General features: G+C 55.1%; 25 protein-coding genes and 1 pseudogene. 19 read left to right on the top strand and 7 right to left on the bottom strand.

Going from position 1 to position 18,196, the window contains the following annotated elements; translation table 11 throughout:
• Nucleotides 1–29: 29 nt before the first annotated feature.
• Nucleotides 30–194 (top strand): annotated as a pseudogene (locus VGA14_RS02930) (transposase); the annotation flags it as partial.
• Nucleotides 195–1,308: 1,114 nt separating this feature from the next.
• A complete protein-coding gene (locus tag VGA14_RS02925; RefSeq protein ID WP_331002248.1) occupies nucleotides 1,309–2,748 on the top strand; it encodes a precorrin-8X methylmutase in 1,440 nt (479 codons plus the stop codon).
• Here VGA14_RS02925 and VGA14_RS02920 read toward each other — a convergent pair.
• Both VGA14_RS02920 and VGA14_RS02915 read right to left on the bottom strand, forming a co-directional pair.
• Nucleotides 2,733–4,100 carry a cobyrinate a,c-diamide synthase gene (locus tag VGA14_RS02920; RefSeq protein WP_331002247.1) on the bottom strand — a complete coding sequence of 456 codons (1,368 nt, stop codon included), beginning with the start codon at nucleotides 4,098–4,100 and terminating at the stop codon, nucleotides 2,733–2,735. The two genes, VGA14_RS02925 and VGA14_RS02920, sit on opposite strands and share 16 nt — an antisense overlap.
• Entirely contained in the window at nucleotides 4,087–4,266 is a 180-nt protein-coding gene (locus VGA14_RS02915) for a hypothetical protein (RefSeq protein ID WP_331002246.1), read from the bottom strand. The genes VGA14_RS02920 and VGA14_RS02915 overlap by 14 nt, the downstream gene beginning before the upstream one ends.
• 106 nt (nucleotides 4,267–4,372) lie before the next feature.
• Here VGA14_RS02915 and cobO point away from each other — a divergent pair, with 106 nt between their 5' ends.
• From cobO to VGA14_RS02895, 4 genes are read left to right on the top strand one after another with little or no spacing between them, the layout of a single operon-like run.
• Complete coding sequence (gene cobO, locus VGA14_RS02910; RefSeq protein WP_349257128.1) at nucleotides 4,373–4,915, top strand: cob(I)yrinic acid a,c-diamide adenosyltransferase; 543 nt, start codon at nucleotides 4,373–4,375, stop codon at nucleotides 4,913–4,915.
• A 42-nt stretch (nucleotides 4,916–4,957) separates the two neighbouring features.
• Nucleotides 4,958–5,761: a translation initiation factor IF-2 subunit alpha gene (locus tag VGA14_RS02905; RefSeq protein ID WP_331002244.1), complete on the top strand. Its 804-nt coding sequence runs from the start codon at nucleotides 4,958–4,960 to the stop codon at nucleotides 5,759–5,761.
• 2 nt (nucleotides 5,762–5,763) lie between these two features.
• The gene (locus VGA14_RS02900; RefSeq protein ID WP_331002243.1) at nucleotides 5,764–5,937 is read left to right on the top strand and encodes an RNA-protein complex protein Nop10; all 174 of its coding nucleotides are present in this window, start codon (nucleotides 5,764–5,766) and stop codon (nucleotides 5,935–5,937) included.
• A 20-nt stretch (nucleotides 5,938–5,957) separates the two neighbouring features.
• Nucleotides 5,958–6,983 (top strand): NAD(P)/FAD-dependent oxidoreductase, encoded by a 1,026-nt coding sequence (locus tag VGA14_RS02895; RefSeq protein WP_331002242.1) that lies wholly within the window; start codon nucleotides 5,958–5,960, stop codon nucleotides 6,981–6,983.
• Nucleotide 6,984: 1 nt separating this feature from the next.
• On the opposite strand, the gene VGA14_RS02890 is transcribed toward VGA14_RS02895, so the two are convergent.
• From VGA14_RS02890 to VGA14_RS02880, 3 genes are read right to left on the bottom strand one after another with little or no spacing between them, the layout of a single operon-like run.
• Nucleotides 6,985–7,143: a hypothetical protein gene (locus VGA14_RS02890; RefSeq protein ID WP_331002241.1), complete on the bottom strand. Its 159-nt coding sequence runs from the start codon at nucleotides 7,141–7,143 to the stop codon at nucleotides 6,985–6,987.
• Nucleotides 7,144–8,004, bottom strand: a complete 861-nt coding sequence (locus tag VGA14_RS02885; protein WP_331002240.1) for an isocitrate lyase/PEP mutase family protein — start codon at nucleotides 8,002–8,004, stop codon at nucleotides 7,144–7,146. It abuts the gene before it with no gap.
• A 44-nt stretch (nucleotides 8,005–8,048) separates the two neighbouring features.
• Nucleotides 8,049–8,216, bottom strand: coding sequence for a hypothetical protein (locus VGA14_RS02880; RefSeq protein WP_331002239.1), 168 nt, complete (start codon nucleotides 8,214–8,216; stop codon nucleotides 8,049–8,051).
• Between the two features lie 77 nt (nucleotides 8,217–8,293).
• On the opposite strand from VGA14_RS02880, the gene VGA14_RS02875 reads away from it, so the two are divergent.
• On the top strand, nucleotides 8,294–8,875 hold the full coding sequence (locus VGA14_RS02875) for a TIGR00296 family protein (RefSeq protein WP_331002238.1): 582 nt from the start codon (nucleotides 8,294–8,296) through the stop codon (nucleotides 8,873–8,875).
• Nucleotides 8,876–8,900: 25 nt separating this feature from the next.
• A complete protein-coding gene (locus tag VGA14_RS02870; protein WP_331002237.1) occupies nucleotides 8,901–10,088 on the top strand; it encodes a glycosyltransferase in 1,188 nt (395 codons plus the stop codon).
• A 30-nt stretch (nucleotides 10,089–10,118) separates the two neighbouring features.
• Here VGA14_RS02870 and VGA14_RS02865 read toward each other — a convergent pair whose 3' ends face one another.
• Together VGA14_RS02865 and VGA14_RS02860 are read right to left on the bottom strand one after the other, a co-directional pair.
• Nucleotides 10,119–10,361: a hypothetical protein gene (locus tag VGA14_RS02865; RefSeq protein WP_331002236.1), complete on the bottom strand. Its 243-nt coding sequence runs from the start codon at nucleotides 10,359–10,361 to the stop codon at nucleotides 10,119–10,121.
• A 131-nt stretch (nucleotides 10,362–10,492) separates the two neighbouring features.
• Nucleotides 10,493–10,867, bottom strand: a complete 375-nt coding sequence (locus VGA14_RS02860) for a hypothetical protein (protein ID WP_331002235.1) — start codon at nucleotides 10,865–10,867, stop codon at nucleotides 10,493–10,495.
• Nucleotides 10,868–10,993: 126 nt separating this feature from the next.
• On the opposite strand from VGA14_RS02860, the gene VGA14_RS02855 reads away from it, so the two are divergent.
• The 11 genes from VGA14_RS02855 to VGA14_RS02805 all read left to right on the top strand — a co-directional run bounded on the left by VGA14_RS02855 (nucleotide 10,994) and on the right by VGA14_RS02805 (nucleotide 18,181).
• Nucleotides 10,994–11,443, top strand: coding sequence for a 30S ribosomal protein S15 (locus tag VGA14_RS02855; protein ID WP_331002234.1), 450 nt, complete (start codon nucleotides 10,994–10,996; stop codon nucleotides 11,441–11,443).
• Between the two features lie 15 nt (nucleotides 11,444–11,458).
• Nucleotides 11,459–12,895 carry a DHH family phosphoesterase gene (locus tag VGA14_RS02850; RefSeq protein ID WP_331002233.1) on the top strand — a complete coding sequence of 479 codons (1,437 nt, stop codon included), beginning with the start codon at nucleotides 11,459–11,461 and terminating at the stop codon, nucleotides 12,893–12,895.
• Nucleotides 12,870–13,139, top strand: coding sequence for a KEOPS complex subunit Pcc1 (locus tag VGA14_RS02845; protein ID WP_331002232.1), 270 nt, complete (start codon nucleotides 12,870–12,872; stop codon nucleotides 13,137–13,139). The genes VGA14_RS02850 and VGA14_RS02845 overlap by 26 nt, the downstream gene beginning before the upstream one ends.
• 6 nt (nucleotides 13,140–13,145) lie before the next feature.
• Nucleotides 13,146–14,420: a serine--tRNA ligase gene (serS, locus tag VGA14_RS02840; RefSeq protein WP_349257129.1), complete on the top strand. Its 1,275-nt coding sequence runs from the start codon at nucleotides 13,146–13,148 to the stop codon at nucleotides 14,418–14,420.
• Between the two features lie 38 nt (nucleotides 14,421–14,458).
• Entirely contained in the window at nucleotides 14,459–15,163 is a 705-nt protein-coding gene (locus VGA14_RS02835; RefSeq protein WP_331002230.1) for a 30S ribosomal protein S3ae, read from the top strand.
• 34 nt (nucleotides 15,164–15,197) lie between these two features.
• Nucleotides 15,198–15,638, top strand: a complete 441-nt coding sequence (locus VGA14_RS02830) for an RNA-binding domain-containing protein (protein ID WP_331002229.1) — start codon at nucleotides 15,198–15,200, stop codon at nucleotides 15,636–15,638.
• A gap of 125 nt (nucleotides 15,639–15,763) precedes the next feature.
• A complete protein-coding gene (locus VGA14_RS02825; RefSeq protein WP_331002228.1) occupies nucleotides 15,764–16,153 on the top strand; it encodes a hypothetical protein in 390 nt (129 codons plus the stop codon).
• Complete coding sequence (locus VGA14_RS02820; protein WP_331002227.1) at nucleotides 16,150–16,479, top strand: hypothetical protein; 330 nt, start codon at nucleotides 16,150–16,152, stop codon at nucleotides 16,477–16,479. Before VGA14_RS02825 ends, VGA14_RS02820 begins: the two co-directional genes overlap by 4 nt.
• A gap of 205 nt (nucleotides 16,480–16,684) precedes the next feature.
• Nucleotides 16,685–17,458: a radical SAM protein gene (locus VGA14_RS02815; RefSeq protein ID WP_331002226.1), complete on the top strand. Its 774-nt coding sequence runs from the start codon at nucleotides 16,685–16,687 to the stop codon at nucleotides 17,456–17,458.
• Between the two features lie 79 nt (nucleotides 17,459–17,537).
• Nucleotides 17,538–17,909 carry a DUF47 family protein gene (locus VGA14_RS02810; RefSeq protein ID WP_331002225.1) on the top strand — a complete coding sequence of 124 codons (372 nt, stop codon included), beginning with the start codon at nucleotides 17,538–17,540 and terminating at the stop codon, nucleotides 17,907–17,909.
• On the top strand, nucleotides 17,888–18,181 hold the full coding sequence (locus VGA14_RS02805) for a hypothetical protein (RefSeq protein ID WP_331002224.1): 294 nt from the start codon (nucleotides 17,888–17,890) through the stop codon (nucleotides 18,179–18,181). Before VGA14_RS02810 ends, VGA14_RS02805 begins: the two co-directional genes overlap by 22 nt.
• The last annotated feature ends 15 nt before the right edge of the window (nucleotides 18,182–18,196 follow it).

Genomic DNA, 18,196 nt, shown 5'->3' with positions numbered 1-18,196 from the left:
CCGCTAAGAGTGGACAGGGTGTTCTAAGTGGACGGCCGTTGCGTCGCTACAAGCATCACTGGAAGATAGAACGGCTGTTTGCCTGGCTGCAGAATTTCCGTCGCATTATAGTACGCTACGAGTACCATGCAAATAACTTTCTGGGCTTTGTCCAGCTTGGACGCATAGTGATTCTGCTTAGGAGGTGTTTATGAGATGACTTCTAGACAAGTTCAAACATGGCATCTAGCAGCTGGGGCCGCTGTGTAATAATCAGAAAAAAGAAAAAAAGGAAAGGGTAGCTGCTGACTTGAATCAGTCGTTGCAGCTGTTCGGAATTACCGGGTCAGGTACCAATCCAGCCAGGTGTGCTTGGATTTCGTTGCCGACGCCTTGTGTTTCTGAAGCTAGAAAGCTAATGAAATCTCCAAAGAGTGATCCTCCTTGGGCATACCCTGAGAAATCATCTCCGAGGCAAGCCTGATTGTTTGGCTGGGCGGCGTAGGCTAGGTGACCTGTAATCGCGGTTGGCATGATGGCTGAAAGTGCAGCTATTGCCGCCAGGGCTGCAATCGCTGAAATTCCAGACAGTTGGAGTACGTCTTGCGTTCTTGTCATATCTGTAGGTAGATCTATGGCCTCGCTTGATATGATAACCGCGGGAATACCGCGCCCGTAATCTACAAAACAATAATTCAGACAACCTTGGTGAATATCGCCTGAAAATCATCTTTCGGCCGCTTCAGGGCATCTTTTAGAACCAATAGAAGCCGAGTAGGCAGATTAGGTAGGAGTGTATAGCTAATCCAATGCCCCACTGACACCCTCCTTTTTGTATTTAAAACTTTCCGGAAGCCTAAATAGCGATTACTCGTACTCCTCTCCAGGATACTCTATGAGGGTGCAGGGCAACACCATGAACATTCGTCCATTCATTTATCTTAGTGCCGGATCTCACCACGAACAGTATGTGGGAATCGGCAGACGGCCGAGAAATATTTGGGGACTTTAAACTAACAAATAACATCATTCAATTACAGTGCCTTCGTTGAGAAGGGCGCGTAGAGATGCAGAAGAGTAGAGATCCTAACACCCTCTCCACATTCGTATTCAAAGGAGATGCGCATGTAATCATTTGGGGCAATTCACTCATGTTCTTTGAGCAAGATTTCAAGGAATCGCTTAGCGGAAGATTAGAAGAGCGGGAATAGAAGGTCTTTCACCCCTTCAGCCCTAAAAACTGACTATCAACATAAATAATTCCTAACGTTTATTCCGTGTGATTCCTTAATCCGTACTTAAGCTATCGATAGGGATATCTTATCCCCGGTGACTCTTGATGTCGGATTGAAGCGCGCGCTTCTGATAGTCGACAGGGGAAGCAGGGAGCCCGAGGTCAGGCAAGAGCTTGAAGAAATATGCGCGCTTGCAAAGCGCAGGGCCGGCTACGACTATGCCTGCTACTGTTTCCTTGAAGTACTGCCGCCATTTATCGAAGAAGGCATCATGTCTTGCACAGACTCTGGCGCTGACGTGATAACGGTCATGCCTTATTTCCTGTATCCAGGCATGAAGCTCAAGGACACGGTGAGGCAGAGCGCCAGGATAAGCAAGGACCGGAACCTGAAGATAGCGATAACGCGGCCCCTCAGCTACCACCCAATGATGCCGTCGCTTGTCGCCGACCGCATTTCAGAGATGAAGAAGGAAAAAAACATCACGCTTGCAGACGGCGAGTGCGACGTGCTCCTGATAGGACACGGAAGCAGCGACCGCAACGCGCACGATGCGTTTGTCCACACCGCCGACGCGATAAGATCGCGCTATCGAAACGTGCACCACTGCTTTCTCGAGCTTGACAGCCCGAACATCGAGCAGGGCGTGGCGCAGGCAGTCTCCAAGAGCCCGCGCGTCTTGCTCATGATGCCGTATTTCCTGCACAAGGGGGCTCACATCAAGCGCGACGTTGTAAACGACGTAAGGACTGCGCTTGAAAAAACGCGGTTTTCAAACGCGCACATGGCGCATCATTTCGGAGTCGACGACAGGCTAGTCAACCTCATAGTCGAGCGGGCAAAGGAGGTCGAGAACCGCTTTCTGGATGGAAGTTTTGGGACGGCAGCCGGCCGGAGCATGACAGAGAGGGCGTTTGACATCGAAAAGAGGAGTTTTGAAATAATCGATGCCGAAGTGGGCAAGCACAACTATGACGCAATGCAGTGGCCCATTGTGCGCAGGGTGATACACGCAACGGCAGACTTTGACTTTGCCGGCAGAGGCAAGATGCTGTTCCACGAGCGCGCAATCGAGTCCGCGTTTTCTGCGATAAAGAAGGGGTGCACAATAGTGACCGACGTGGACATGGTGGCCGCGGCCATCAACAAGAAGTCGCTTGCAGACCTTGGCCTAAAGACTGCCTGCTACATTTCCGACACAAAGGTGGCAGAGGAGGCCCGGAGGCTGGGCAAGACCCGATCGGAGATGGCAATGAGGCATGCCGCCCGGGAAATAGACGGTGGCATCGTCGTCATCGGCAACGCCCCCACCGCGCTTTACGAAGTCATCAGCATGACAAAAGAAGGCGCTGCCCGCCCTGCGCTCGTGGTGGGAGTACCGGTCGGGTTCGTCTCGGCACCCGAGTCAAAAGAGGAGCTTGCAAGGACGGACGTACCTTTCATCACGAACGTTGGCAGAAAGGGCGGGAGCCCAGCCGCGTCGTCGATAGTAAACGCCATCCTCCTGCTGTACCCGAGTCAGCGCCGCGCGTGACGGGCGCACGAGCGCACCAGCCTTTCTGCAAGCCTGCCTGACGCAAAGTGCAGGTGCATGTAGGCCGCAAGGCTGCTATCACCTATACAAAAGCCGTCCCTGCCGCCGACGACGCCCTTGCCCTTGTTCAGGGAATATGCGAACCTGCTGTCGCCGGCGATGTTTTCGATGGAAGAGTAGTGGAACTCGTGCCCCCTGAGGTGCGCCCTGCCAAGCAACGGGCCGTCACAGTCAGCCTCGGTGTAGTTGAGTGTGAGCCTCGAGGTCATGACCGTGTCTGCGTCGACGAGCCCTGCCATCTTTCTTGCACGCTTCTCGCCTTTGTAGCCGCTTATCGACCTGGTGAGGTACATGAGCCCTCCGCACTCCCCGTAAACCGGCATACCTCCCTCTACTGCTTTTGCCACCGACCTTATCATCCGCCTGTTCTTCTCTAGCCTGTCTGCAAGCACTTCGGGAAATCCGCCGCCAAGGATGATGCCGTCAACGTTGCCCGGCAGTTTCTCGTCGCTCACGGGGCTGAAAAACACCAGCTCCGCGCCCTTTAGCTGGAGCGCGTCTAGGTTGTCTGCATAGTAAAAGTTGAACGACTCATCAAGTGCCACTGCTATTTTAGCTATTTTGGTCGCTTGCTTTTGTACCGGAGCCTTTGGCAACCGGCTTTTGCCGCACAGCTCGAGGACCATGCCTATGTCGATGTAGTCCTGCACGTACTTGGCAGCCCCGACTATTTCTCTGCGCCTTTTCTCTGCAAGCTCCTGTGCAGGCACGAGACCTAGGTGGCGCTCCTCTATCTTGGCCACCGGGCTGCGACGTACGATGCCGAGCACAGGCGCCTTGACCTTTTCAGACAGGGCATCTGCGACATAGCCGACGTGCCTGTCGCTTGCAACGTTGTTCGCTATGATGCCTGCTATCTTGAGCCGCCTGTCAAAGTGCATGAATCCAAGCGCCACTGCCGCTATGGACCTCGCGGCCTTGGCCGCGTCAACCACCAAGATGACGGGCGCGCCAAGCAACCTGGCCACGTGCGCCGTGCTTGCAAAGTCGTCCTTGCCAGACATACCATCAAAGAGCCCCATTACACCCTCTATTACGGCAACGTCGGCGTCCCTGCACGCGCTCTGGAACGACTCGACTACGCCCTTGCCACCCATTAGCCACGCGTCGAGGTTGCGCGACTGCCTGCCAGTGACAAATGTGTGGTACGAGGGGTCGATAAAGTCCGGGCCGACCTTGAACGGCTGGACCTTGTGGCCGCGCTTTTTCAGAGCATGCATTATGGCGACGGCGACGGTAGTCTTGCCGACCCCGCTCGTCGCGCCTGCGACCACGATCCTAGGCACTGACACGGGCCGGTGTTGCGCTGCGATTTGTTATTAACCTAATGTCTCGGAACTTCTTGTTGCAGGACGTGCGAAAGACCGAGTCGCCTGTCATCAGCGCGTCGTAGACGGGGCACATCTTCCAGACGTTCGTCTCCTCTGCAACCTCGGAGTCAACCTTTTCCAGCATCATACGCCGCCCGAAAACCGCTTTTTGCTTTAATATCCTGCGTAGCCGGATTCTCTATGATTTTGCTAGACTTGTCGTAGATTGCTTTTTATCCTCACGTGAGCTAGGATTGCCGGTGCCGTCAGACAGGGGCCTCGTCATTGTTTATACGGGCAAGGGCAAGGGCAAGACCACAGCGGCGCTTGGCATAGTGCTCAGGGCGGTGGGGCATGGATACAGGGTGGGCATGATCCAGTTCATCAAGGGCGAATGGTACTACGGCGAGCTGACAAGCTCAAAGAGGCTCGAGCCCGAGTTTGAGATGATAGCCGCAGGCAAGGGCTTTGTCGGGATAATAGACGACGACCACCCGCTGGAGGACCACCAGCAGGCCGCAAAGCAGGCGCTTGCGGTTGCGCGTGAAAAACTTGTGTCGGGCGCCTACGACGTTTTGATACTTGACGAGATAAACTACGCGGTGAAGCTGAACCTGCTGTCAGATCAGGACGTTTTAGACCTCATCACATCAAGGCCGCAGAAAACCACACTTGTTCTCACGGGCAACTACGCGCCCGAAAGCGTGCTGCAAGCTGCAGACCTTGTCACTGAGATGCGAGAGATAAAGCACCCGTACCAGTCCGGCATCAAGGCGAAGAAAGGCATCGACTTTTAGGGCAACCTTAAAGTATGGTGTGCTCGCGGCCCTATTTTACGCATGTCTGCTCAAGTCTCGCGCCTTCCGGAAGAAGGCGAGATAGTCATTGCAACCGTCAGAGAGGTGACGGGTCATGGCGCGTATGTGGTGCTTGACGAGTACAACAGCATGACCGGCTTTCTGCACATATCAGAGATAGCGACCGGCTGGATACGGAACATCGAGCGCTACGTCAGGCCAAAGCAAAAGGCGGTCCTCAAGGTAATCCGCGTCAACAAGGCAAGGGGCGAGGTCGACTGCTCGCTCAAGCAGGTATCCGGCGAGGAGCGCAAGTCAAAGCTCATAGAAGTCAAGAAGAACGAGAAGGCCCAGGCCTTTATGGACTTCATCAAGGCGCGGCTGAAGATGACCGACGCGCAGGTATCAGAAGTCGAAGAAAAGATACTTGCAAAATACGATTACGTTTACGATGTTTTTGAGGAAGTGGCCCGCAAGGGGCCCGAAGTGCTCGATAAGTTTGAACTGTCAGACGATCTGAAAAAGGCGATGGAGGAGGAGAGCAACAAGATACAGGTGCCCCAGGTCGAGGTGAGGGGTGTGATGGAGATATCTTCAAGAAAGCCCGACGGCATCGAGATAATAAAGACGACTCTTGCCGGAGTCGAGAGTGGCAAGGGCAGCGCCAAGACCGAAGTCACGTATATCGGCGCCCCGCGCTACAGGATAGTTGTCACTGCAGAGAATTTCAAGGTCGCGGAAAAGTCGATGAACAACGCGGTGGAAAAAGTCCGTCTGGCGATAGAAAAGCAGCACGGCGCGTTCAATTTTGCCCGCGAAGAGTCCAAGAAAACGCACCAGAGTTAGGCATGAAGCACCTTATACGCAAGTGCATTGCCTGCGGCGCATACACGCTCAAGCAAGTGTGCCCTAAGTGCGGTAAGCCGACGCAGGACCCACACCCACCCAAGTACTCGCCTGATGACAAATACGTCCGCTATCGTGTAGTGGAGCGCTACGAAAGCGACAAGGATTATAAGTAAACCGGGCGCCCTCTACAGCATTGAGGTTTGCTATCGCCGGAGCGGGCGTCGCCGGCAGTTACCTTGGCAGCATGCTGCAAGCGCGGGGCCACGATGTCGAGGTATTCGAGGCATCGAGGCCTGAAGAACACTGGCCCGTCTGCGCGTGGGGCGCGTCGAAGCACATGCTTGACAAGTTCTCGAAGAAGGCAGGCCTTGTCTTTGACGATTATGTCCTGCACGTGGGCAAGAGGCTCCGGATGGACCTGCCAAACGACAAGGTCGAGCACCTCGACCTGAAGGGGCTGGTCACCTACGACAAGCGCAGGTGGGAGCACGACTTGATGAAAGGGCTTGAGATAAAGTACGGCGCCAAGGTCACTAGGGAAACGTTCCCACTTGATGACTACGATCTGGTGCTTGACTGCACCGGACTCCACCGCACGCTTTTGCCAAAATCAAAGGACGACTTTATCATTCCTGCCTACGAATACCTACTTGAAAAGGTCAAGGGCGAGGACGAGTTTTACACCATCGGCTACGCGGGCGCCAAAGGCTATTTCTGGTACTTTCCGCTTGGAGATGGCAAGGGGTACATGGGGGCTGGCGACGTCCTGAAAAAGTACCGTGGCATCAAGGAGTTCTTTGAAAGGCACCCTGAAGCAAAGTCGGTTAAAAAGATCGGCAGGCCGATAAGGCTCGCCCCTCCAAAGAGGATGGAGCCTTTCTTTGACGGAAACGTCGTTGGCGTCGGCGAGTCGATAGGCTGCGTTTTCCCTATGCTGGGTGAGGGCATCATCCCGTCGCTCATCTGCTGCGACTTTTTCCTCGAGTCGCTTGGCGACGAAAAGTTTGACTTCAAGAAATACCGCAAGCGCGTGCTCTCTTACTTCAGCTACTACGACGACGTCTACCGCATAGTCAGGCTAAAGATGGACGGCAAGCTGTCCACCATAAGGCACGCGAACTTGCTCATGAGTATGTACAGGCACATGAAAAAGGAAGAAAGCAGGTTCGGCTTTGAAGTGAGCCTGGACAAGATGAACCGACTGGTAAACGCGTTGTAGGCTATTCAAACTCGTCCATGTCTTCAGATTCGTCGTGCTCCGATTCTTTTGGCGGCATTTCAGGCGGGGTCGCGCGCCGTTCGAGGTTTGCATTGAGCCTCCTGAGCTCTACAAGTATCTCCTTCAGCAACGCAGTTTGCGCATCCGCCTTTCTGGCCAACTAGCCGTACCTCTTCTCCAGTCCCATATACTTTTGCAGGTCGACAAACTTGTTAAAGTCTTTGAATGTGACCATCATCCTGCGCGTCTTTCTGGTGGCACCAGTCTTCTTTAGTTCCTCAAACACCTCGCGCATGGCGTAGGTGGCGCTGTAAAGCCCTGAAAGCGGAAAGACCGCGACGCGGTAGCCGAGCCTTAGAAGCTCCTTTGCGGGCAGGTTTGGAGTCACGCCGTCTTCGATCATGTTCGCCACCAAGGGCGCGTTTATCTCGTCAGCGACCTTTTTCAGCTCGGCTACAGTCATTGGCGCCTCTACAAATATTACGTCCGCGCCGGCCTTCCTGTACGCCTTGCCACGCTCTATGGCCTCGTCAAGCCCTGCGGGTGCGCGGGCATCGGTCCGGGCGACAATGACAAAGTCCCTGCTGCGCCGGGCTTCAAGCGCCGCCTTTAGCTTTGGGAGGTAGTCGTCTTTTGGTATCACGTCCTTGCCGGCCATGTGGCCACACCTTTTGGGCCACACCTGGTCTTCAAGGAATATTCCTTTCGCACCGAGCGACTCCAAGTCGCGCACCAGCCTCCATACGTTGAGCGGGTTGCCGTATCCGGTGTCGGCGTCAACTAGCACCGGGACGTTTACGGCTCTTATTATGCGCCTTGCGTTGTCCACCGTCTCGCCGGCGTTTAAGAACCCGAAATCGGGCATGCCGAGGAGCGCGGCCGACGAGCCGTAGCCTGTCTGGAACATCGCTCCAAATCCGACCTGCTCCGCAATCCTTGCGCTCAGCGCGTCAAACACCCCGGGCAAAACTATGATCTTATTCTTGTCCTCAAGCTGTTCTTTCAGGGAACGGGGCTTCATCCGGTCAAGTGCGAGCGCCAAATGTTATTATTCTTTGCCTAGAATCACTGGGCTGCCTTTTGCTCTGCCTGCTCTGTTTCCTCGGAGCCGTCGGCAAACTTGGTTACCTTTATGCCGCACGGTCGGCACTGGTAGAATCTCGTGGGCGGGTCGTGCAGGACCGAGCCGTTGAGCCAGACCATGATAGCTCCACACGAAGGGCAGTTCATCATGTGATAGAGTTGGGCCGGTTGTAGTTAATATGTCTTGCATTCACAGCGCTTTTTAGTCCGTAAATGCAAGACTGGGCGTGGTTTCTGACGCCGAAGGACAGAAGCTGGTGCGCCTTGCGCGCCTGGCAGTGCAGCATTACCTGGAAAAGCAGGTCGTGCTGAAAACTGAAAAAGCCGGGCTCATGTCTGGCGTCTTTGTGACGCTGAACTACTTGACAAGAAACGAGGAGCACCTGCGAGGATGCATAGGCTTCCCGCAGGCCTACAAGGCGCTTTACCAGTCTGTGGTAGAAGCCGCGATAGCTGCGGCGACGCAGGACCCGCGCTTTCCGCCGGTGGATCGCAAGGAACTTGAAAGCATCACCTTTGAGGTGAGCGTGCTGACAGAGCCGGAAGAGATGCCTGCAAAGAAAGGCATCAGGATCGGACAGGACGGGCTGATCTTGCGGTGGAAGCACGGCACGGGCCTGCTCTTGCCGCAGGTGCCTGCTGAACTTGGGTGGGACGTTGACGAATACCTGGTCAACCTGTGCTATAAGGCCGGCGCGCCGCCAGACGTGTGGCTTGACCCATCGTCTAGGCTTTACAGGTTCCAGGCAGAGGTGTTCAAGGAACACTCGCCCGGAGGAGAGGTGGCAAGGCTTGGACAATACAAATAATATCACCGCCCATCTAGCGGGTCATGTGGGCAGGGCTTATCTTGCTCCCTACGGCGTAGGGCTCGGGCACGCAAGCAGGCTCGTAATGGTTGCCGACCACCTGCATCAGGGAAACGTGCAGGTCCGTTTCTCGTCGTATGGTGAAGCCGCAAGCTACGTCTCAATGCGGGGCTATGAATGCTGGACGGTCCCGCCGGTTGAATTTGCGTGGAGCGGGCAGGGCAGCTTTTCGATAAAGCAAAGCATAGCCAACATCCCCCTCTGGTTTGCCAACTTTTCAAGACAGGTGAACGCCGAGACCCGCAACATGACCATGTACGGGCCCGACGTCATAGTTTCAGACTCGCGCCTTTCGCCTATCTTTGCTGCCAAGCTTCTGGGCATACCGTCAGTTGTCATCCTGAACCAGGTCAAGCTCTTGCTCTCTCCCCGCCTGCGCGAGCTCGCAGTGTCGCGGCTGTTTGAAATGATGGCCGGAGAGTTCTTGGGCTCGATGTGGAACATGGCAGACAGGATACTGGTGCCGGACCTTCCGCCGCCGTATACCATATCCGCGCACAACGTGTGGGGTGTGGGAGCGGCAGCGAAAAAAATAGAGTACATCGGCTTTACCGCGCCCAAGCCGCACGTGAACGAGGAGCAGGTAGACAAAGTTGCAAGGTCGCTTGGCTTTGAGAGGTCGCGCCCCGTAGTGTTTGTGCACATAAGCGGACCGGTACAGACCCGAATGCCGCTTGTCAGGCTTGCGCTCGAGTCAGCAGGGCAGCTTGACGGCAAGGCGCAGTTCGTTTTCTCTGAAGGAAGGCCAAACGGCAGCACAGAGCCCTGTAAGGTGGGCCCGTCGGCGTGGTACTACGAATGGTGTCCTGTGAAGGACGAAATATTCACACTAAGCGACCTTATAGTCCTGCGCGGCGGCCACACGGCTCTATCGCAGGCAATCCAGTTCGGCAAACCGGTCGTCACGATACCGATAGAAAACCACGGCGAGCAGCTCGGCAATTCCGGGAACGCGGCGAAGCTTGGCATCGGCGTGATGCTCAATCCAAAGGGGCTGAAACCTGCGCAGATTTCCGGGGCGATTGAGCAGGTGCTAGGCGACCCTGCCTACCGCGAAAAAACACTGCGGCTAAACAAGATGGCTGAAAACACTGACGGCATTGAAAACGTTGTCAATGTTGTAAGATCTTATATCAAGAGTGAAAGAAAATAAGATAAAAAGGGCTTGAGGCCCCGGGATATTTTACCAGTGGTGCTTTTCGTCTGGAATCAGGCCGATCTGCTCGCGCTCGAAGTACTTTTCGAGCTCTTGGGACCACTTTTCCTTCGCAGATCCACCGCCAAGACCCTTCCTCCTAAGCCAGAAGGCTATGACGCCCAACAGGAACACTGCGAACAGCATGGTTCCGAATATGTAGACCATGACGTCGTAGAACAGTGGGTCGTAGTTCGGACCGATCTGCCCAAATAGACTTCCGAAGTTCATTAGATTATCCCAAGATGCTCAAAGATATATACATTTTGGTCATCGTGCGCTCGAAGCATACTGAAGAAAGTACATGGACGCGTCTCAAGCTTGCGAAAAATTAAAAACAAAAAGGAAAAAGTGGGGGATGTCTAGCTTGGAGGTGTTGCGCCTCTGCCCTTGAAGAAGAACGCTGCGGCCACGCCACCAAAGATTGCTGCCAGGACGCCTATAAACACCCATGTCTGACCTGCATTGGTCGAGAGCATTGATGTACCAGAGCCCGTTGATGGGTTCTCCTGTGCGTAAATCAGCCTTCTCTTTGCAAGAATGGCGTTTTCCGTGCAATTTGCCTTCGGGATGTCGTACTGTTCGCATTCTAGCAGCTGCTCCGGACTTGCGCCTGCCACCGGGCTTCCACCCACACCATACTGTGCGTGAGCGGCCGGCAAGACTGGCACTGAAACAGCCGTCGCAGAGAAGAATACAGCCAACACGGCCATCGCCATTATGATCGGCTTATTCATACTACCTACCATTTTTAATCCGAATATTTAACCTTTGTGAACACACTGAATTGCACTTTCCCTTGCGTAACATGCGGGACTGCCAAGTAACATTTAAGACACGCATGGGCCGAATTTTAAAAGCGTATGGCGCGAACCCACGTTCACACTCATGGTAAATCACATTCTATCCGCCCCACTTCAAAGTCCCCTCCGTCGTGGCTGACGACGAGCCCTGATCAGATATCGTCCCTTGTGGTCAAGATGTCCAAGGACGGACTTGGCCCAAGCGAGATAGGGCTGAAGCTGAGAGACGAGCATGGCGTGCCTCTTGCAAAGCCTGTAATGGGCAAAAAGCTCACCCTGATTATGGCCGACAACAATATCAAGACAGAGATGCCAGAGGACCTTGACCGGCTGGTCCGCAAGGCCGCAGGATTGCAAAAGCACCTGAAGGCCCACAATAGCGACCACCGAAACGTACGCTCGCTCGAACTTGTGGAGGCCAAAATCCACCGGCTTGCCGGGTACTACAAGAGCAACGGCAAGATCCCTGCTACCTGGAAATACGCAGCTGTCGTCGCCCAGCTAGAGTAAGGCACTTGAGCGCAAATGGGCGACAGCTCCCGGCTCATTTCTGCTCTAAAGCCGTTTTGCGACAAGATCCGCTCCGTCGTCGAAGCTGGGAGCGAGATAGCTGTAGTTACACATCTTGACGCTGACGGAATCACTTCCGGGAGCATAATCGCGACCGCCCTTGCGCGCATGGGGGCAAAATGCGCCGTCCGCACGGTCTCGGACATGACCCCTGCAGTCATCGAGAGGATGAAGGCAGAGGACCACGAGTTTTACGTCATAACAGACCTGGGAGGTGGGATGGCGGCTCAGTTCCGCAAGACCCTTGGCTACAGGTGGGTCGTCATCGACCATCATCAGATACCCGAAGAAGAGATGCTGACAGACGACGCCGGCCAGGTCATGAACGCGTGGAAGTTTGGCATCGACGGCGGCATAGAGGTGCCGGCCGGCGGCATGGCATACATGGTTGCAAGCGCCCTTGACAGGAAAAACCGCGACCTCTCGTGCATAGCCGTCGTCTCAGCAGTCGGAGATAGGCAGGACCAGGGTGACAAGAGGTCGTTTATGGGATTGAACAACGAGATACTGGAGATTGCCAAGTCCGCGGGGCTTGTCAACGTTGACCTTGACATCATGCTAACAGGCAGGGAAACCCGGCCGCTCCACGAAGCGCTGGCGTTCACGTCATTTCCGTTCATAGAAGGTTTGACATGGAACCGGGACAACTGCCACGCGATCTTGAAGAACGCCGGGATAAGGCTCAAGGACAACGGGCGCTGGCGGGTTCCGGCAGAGTTCTCGCAGGAAGAAAAAAGCGCCGTCCTGGACGCAATTGCCAAGTTCGTTGCCACCGCGAACAAGACCTCAACGGGCGTAATCAACGACCTGATAGGATATGTCTACACACTTGCCGGCGAGGACAAGCGCAGCCAGCTGCGCGACGCCCGCGAGTTTGCGACGCTTCTCAACGCGTGCGGCAGGATAGGCAAGCCCGGAGTCGGAGTCGCGATATGCATGGGCGACAGGAATGCCATGCTCACGGCCGGCGAGGAGATAAGCGTGCAATATCGGACCACTTTGCGCAATTACATTTCCACGATATTCTCTGAAAAGTGGAGGGTCACAGACGACGGGACGAGCGCGTTCGTCAATGGCGACGGGCTGGTCGCGCAGGACATGCTGGGTGCGGTCTCGTCGCTTTTGAGCGGCTCACCGACCCTTGCCGGACGGCTGGTGTTCGCCAGGACACTTGCGCAGGATGGGACCTACAAGTTCTCCTCGAGAAAGAGCCTCGGCTGCGTCTCAAAGGCGAACCTCGGGCTTGTCATCCGCCACTGCGCCGAGTCTGTCAAGGGGACCGGGGGCGGCCACGCCGCCGCGGCCGGCTGCCGGATACCTGCCACTTCTCTTGATCCATTCCTTTCGTGTCTAAAGGCTGCGGTAAATGACGAAAAATTTGCGGCGTCTTGAAGTGGAAATAGCAGTGCAGGTGCAGTTTCCTAGTGCGCTGCAGGCAAGGGCAGCCGTGAAGGCATTAATACCAGACAATGTTAACTTGCCAGAAGGCTTGACGCTTTCAATGTTCTCGCGGGGAAGAACCGTGTACGTTGCAATCGGTAGCCGCCGGTCAATGATGGCCGCCGCGGCGAGCACTCTTGACGAAATCCTCGACCACATCTCTGTGTCCCGGAAAGTGATGGCGCAGGGCGGTTGATGGGTGGTGCTCGACCCAAAACTCTTGAAGGAAAACCCTGACGCTGTGCGCCAGATGCTAAAGAAACGCAACGTGGAATTTCCCTTGGACGAGCTTGTCGGCCTCGACAGGCGCAGGCGCGAGCTCATCGTCGAAACGCAGGACCTGCGGCAAAAGAAAAACAGACTGTCAGAAGTGATAGCAGCCAAGAAAAAATCCGGCAAGGACGCAAGTTCTGAGCTTGCGGAAATGAAGCAGGTGAGCGCCGGCATGGAAAAGGCAGAGCAAGATCGCTTGGCGGTAGAAGATGGTTTCAAGCGGCTTGCTATGCTTGTCCCAAACCTGCTCCACGATTCTGTTCCAGAGGGCAAGGACGAAACAAGCAATGTTGTCGTAAAGACTGTTGGCAAGATCCGCGAAATGGAAAACCCAAAGGACCACGTCGACATCGCTACCGCGCTTGACCTACTCGACTTGGAAAGGGCTGCCAAGGTTTCCGGCGCCCGGTTCTTTTTCCTGAAAAATGAGCTTGTCCGGATGAACGCCGCGCTGACATCATTTGCACTCGACTTTCTTGCGCAAAAAGGCTATACACCCGTGCAGCCGCCGTTCATGATACGCCGAGAACCTATGGAAGGCGCGGTCATACTTGGCGACTTTGAGGATGTCATTTACAAGCTGGAAGGCGAGGACCTGTACATGATTGGCACGTCCGAGCACGCCATAGCAGGCATGCACATGGGCGAGATACTCGAAGGCAAGAAACTCCCGCTGCGCTACGCCGGGATGAGCCCATGCTTCCGCAAGGAGGCGGGCGCGCACGGAAAGGACATGAAGGGGATTTTCCGCGTGCACCAGTTTGACAAAGTCGAACAGTTTGTCTATTGTAGGCCCGAAGACTCGGACAAAGAGCACGAGAGGATGCTTGCCATATCGCAGGGGTTCCTTGACCAGCTTGAGTTACCACACCGCGTCATGCTTTTGTGTTCCGGCGACACGGGCAAGATATCTGCCAAGACCTACGACATAGAGGCGTGGATGCCCGGCCAGGGCGCGTACAGGGAGCTAGTGTCATGCTCAAATTGCCTTGACTACCAGGCCCGGCGCCTTGGCATACGGTTCCGCGATAAAACAAACGAGGACACGAAACTTGTGCACACGCTCAACAGCACGCTCGTGGCCGTCCAGCGCACGCTTGTTGCAATCATCGAAAACTACCAGACGCCGGTCGGCACAGTGGAGATCCCCCGCGTCCTGCAGCCGTACATGAGCGGCATAAAGGAAATCACGCCGAAAAACTGACGCACAATATATATTCTGGATAACAAGCGTGAAAGATAATGGCCAAAGGAGCAAAGAAGGGAGGCCGCGTCCGCGACAAGTGGCGAGACAAGCAATGGGTCATCGTCAACAAGCCGGCCGGATTTGAGCCGCCCGGATCCGTTAACTACGTTCCCGTAACCGAAGCCGAGCAGGCCAAGGGGAGGGTCATTGAAAATACTCTGCATGACATGATGAAGGGCAACCCGGACCAGACGATGGATCAGCACCAGATAAAGGTGTATGTACAGATAGATAACATGACAGATGGCATAGCAAGCACCCGCTTCAAGGGCCACGAGTACGCCAAGGAATTTCTTAGGAGCCTCGTCAGGCGCGGGAGCTCGATGGTCAGTTTTGTGCAGGACTATACGACGCAAGACGGCTACAAGTTCCGTGTCGCTTTCGTGACATTTACACAGAGGCGTATTAACGCTTCCAAAAAGCACGAGATACGCATGATAGCAAACAAGATGCTGTCAGAGAAGATACCGCAGCTGACAGTCGAGCAGTTCGTGCAGCAGGTGACGGGAAGCAAGTCCGCCAGCATACCCCGGGAGAGTAACAGCCTTATCGGCGCGGCGATATACGAAGAAGCGCGCAAGATAGCCACTATTCGCCACATCGGCATCAAAAAGACCAAGCTAATATCGACGCCGGAATCAAGGGCCATGACCGAGGCCAAGCCAGTCGAAGTGGCAGCGGCCGAGCCGGCCACGCAATAACTTTTTAGACCCTCTCTCTTTCTTCTTTTTGTCGATGCCTGAAGAGCTAAAATTCTCTGCCGCTGAAGTAGACGTCGTCCTGCACGCGACGGAGGACAGAGAAAAGGTACTTGCAGCGTTGGAAAAAGCACTCGCTGTGCCTGCCGCAAGCTTTTCCGGCGAGCCGGCAGAGGGCCACTTTGGCAACAACATAGTGCTTTTGAAAGCAACGGTCCCAAGCAGGGACGCAGGTGCGCTTGCCGCCAAGATTATGTCGTCGCTCAACAGCGCCGACAGGCAAGAACTTGCCGACCACATTGAAGGTTACTCGGACGAAAAGGGTAACCTTTACCTGCGGCTTGACAAGCAGAGGATCTGCCAGGGCAGGGTGTCGCTTGCCGAAGCCGACACCGTCAGGGTCAAGTTTAGGCCGGTGAGGCGCTATCGGCCGTCGGGCAACATCCAAGCTTATAGGGGGCTTCTGTCTTTAGGCTAGATCTCTGCGTCGGAGGCAGCTTTGACGCGCCGGCGGTTGCAAGGGAGCTTGGCATAGACAAGATAGCGGCGATAGGCGAATTTCCAGACGCAATCCGAAGGGTCGTCAAGGCACCTATGCGGCCCGTGAAATATCCCTATCTCGTAGTCTCTGACAGGATCGAGGACATAGCGCGTGCAGACCTTACAATCGTCCAGGATTTTGGCAAAGCCCGAGAAAAACTAAAGAAAAGAGTCCAGGCCGGCGCAGGCCTGGAGGTGCAGGTCTCGCAGGCAAGGGCTATGGATGGAAAGGCGGCGGCCAAGTGGATTGCGCAGGTGCAGGAGCTTTACCGGCTCTGCAAACTTGCCCGCTGCCAGCTTGTGATATCGAGCGGCGCGACTTCGCCCTCAAGCATGGTGTCCGGCAGGTGCCTTGACGCGCTGCTTGAGGAGTGCGGCATGAGGCCTGCGAGGCACTGGGCCGAGCTTGAAGGATGGCTGGAATCGCGGCTTGGACGGAGGGTGACGGTGTGACGCTCAAAAGGCGCGAAAAGAGGCGCTACATTTCAGTCATGCATGGTTGCCCCGCAGCCGAAGCGGCGACTGCGATTGAAAGGCGCCTGCAGGAGCTCTACGGCACCATCGCGCTTGAGCGGGCATCGCTCAAAGCCGTCAAGCCCGGCGAGGGCATTTCGATATTCCGCTGCGGCCTAGGTTCTCAAGGAAAAGTCCTTGTGGCTATCGCGCTTGCCTACCCTGCAATGGCCACGCTTGACATGTCGTCGAGCGTAAAGCGCCTGAAAAAGAGGCTTGCTGCAAAGGTTAATACCGCTCTCTTGGCCGAAAAGAGCCGGGGATGAGGTGAGTTTTGCTGCTCCAGACTGAGTCAAAAACTATGAAGATCTCGCGACGAGCTGACCCGCAAAGTCATAATTATTAGAAAGGCCTATTTGCACGCATGGAGCTGACCTACGACTACCCTCTGTACAGGCCGCCGTCAGAGGCAAATTCAATGATTTTCCAGGTCACCCTGGGCTGTCCTTCAACAAGTGCTCGTTCTGCGACATGTACAGGACAAAAGAGTACGTCGAGAGGTCCTTGGATGAGATTCGCGCCGAGATTGACCTGATGGCCCGGCTTTACCCGGACACGCAGAGGATATTCCTTGCCGACGGCGACGCGCTCAACCTGTCCAAAGAAAGGCTGGTTCAGATATTGCAATACCTTTACCAAAAGTTCTCCAAGATAGAGCGCGTGTCGTGCTACGCCATGCCAAAGAACCTGCTGCAAAAGACAGACACCGAGCTTGCGGAATTGCGCAAGGCGGGCCTGCACATGTTTTACGTAGGAATAGAAAGCGGCAACGACATCGTCCTGAAAAAGGTGACCAAGGGCGCTACCGGAAAATCAATAGTCCAGGCCTGCAACAAGGCCAGAAAGCACGGCTATGTCCTGTCGTGCATGATAATCCTCGGCCTTGGCGGCAAAAAATACAGCAAGGAGCACATCGCCGACACTACCAAAGTGCTGAGCGAGGTTGCGCCCGATTACGTCGGCGCTCTTACGCTGCACCTCGACCAGAGCCTGCATGAAGAGTTCATGTCCAAGTATGCTGAGCCGTTTGTGTTTCTCGATGACATGCAGGTTCTTGAAGAGCTGGAGATGCTGATCCGGGACTTTGATCCTAGGACGCCTGTGGTTTTCAGGGTAAACCACGCGTCAAACATGTATTCGATAAAGGGCACGATGCCCGGTGACCGCGAAAAAATGCTGGAACTTGTACGGAAGCTAAAGTCGCACCCCGAAATGCTAAAGCCAAAGTCCCTGCGCGGGTTCTAGTCTTGTGCGACAGCTCGACGGTCGCGTGACAGGGTGATATCAAAAGAATTATTAGCCAGCCGGAGTTGTCAGTGTGCAAATGTACAGCGGGGAACTTGAAGTCCAGGCAAAGAGAAAGGCCCTGGCAGTTTTGCAGGACGAAATCAGCAAGATACTGAACGCTTCCCGCGACCTTTCCGCCCTGGCAACCTCGCCAGTCAGAGGCGACGACAAGGACATGCACGCCTGCCTTGAGCGGATGCGCAACACCGAAGAAGAGGTGGAGAACCTGCGCCGCAACATCGCGCGTGAAGTCGCAGAGATAGGAGGCCTCATGGCGCACCGCGAAGACATTTTGAGGACCGCGTACCTGATCGATGACATCGCCGGCTACATCAGCGGCATCGCGTTTCGTATAGCAAACATGAAAGGTGCGGCCTTGAGCACCTGGTGGGCACGGTCGTGGACGTGATATTCAAACTGAACGAGATGGGCAGGGCGCTTTCGATATACCCTGCAACCGCGATAGAGCTTGCGCAGGAAGTGCAGGAAGTGCAGGAAGTGCGGAAACTGGAGCGCCAGGTGGATGCCAAGTACCGCGCAATGATAATCAAGGCTCTTGGCGGCATACCTGACACCAAGGACCTTCTTTTGTTCAAGGACGCGGTAGAAGGTATCGAAGGCATGCTGGACAAGTGCCAAGAAGCGGCCGACTCGTTCACGATACTTGCCCTTGGAATGTAAATGTCAATCAAAGGA

Source organism: Nitrososphaera sp. (assembly GCF_036397675.1).
Lineage (GTDB): Archaea > Thermoproteota > Nitrososphaeria > Nitrososphaerales > Nitrososphaeraceae > Nitrososphaera.
The sequence above is the reverse complement of the archived record's forward strand: the minus strand, read 5'-3'. Positions and strand labels throughout refer to the sequence as shown.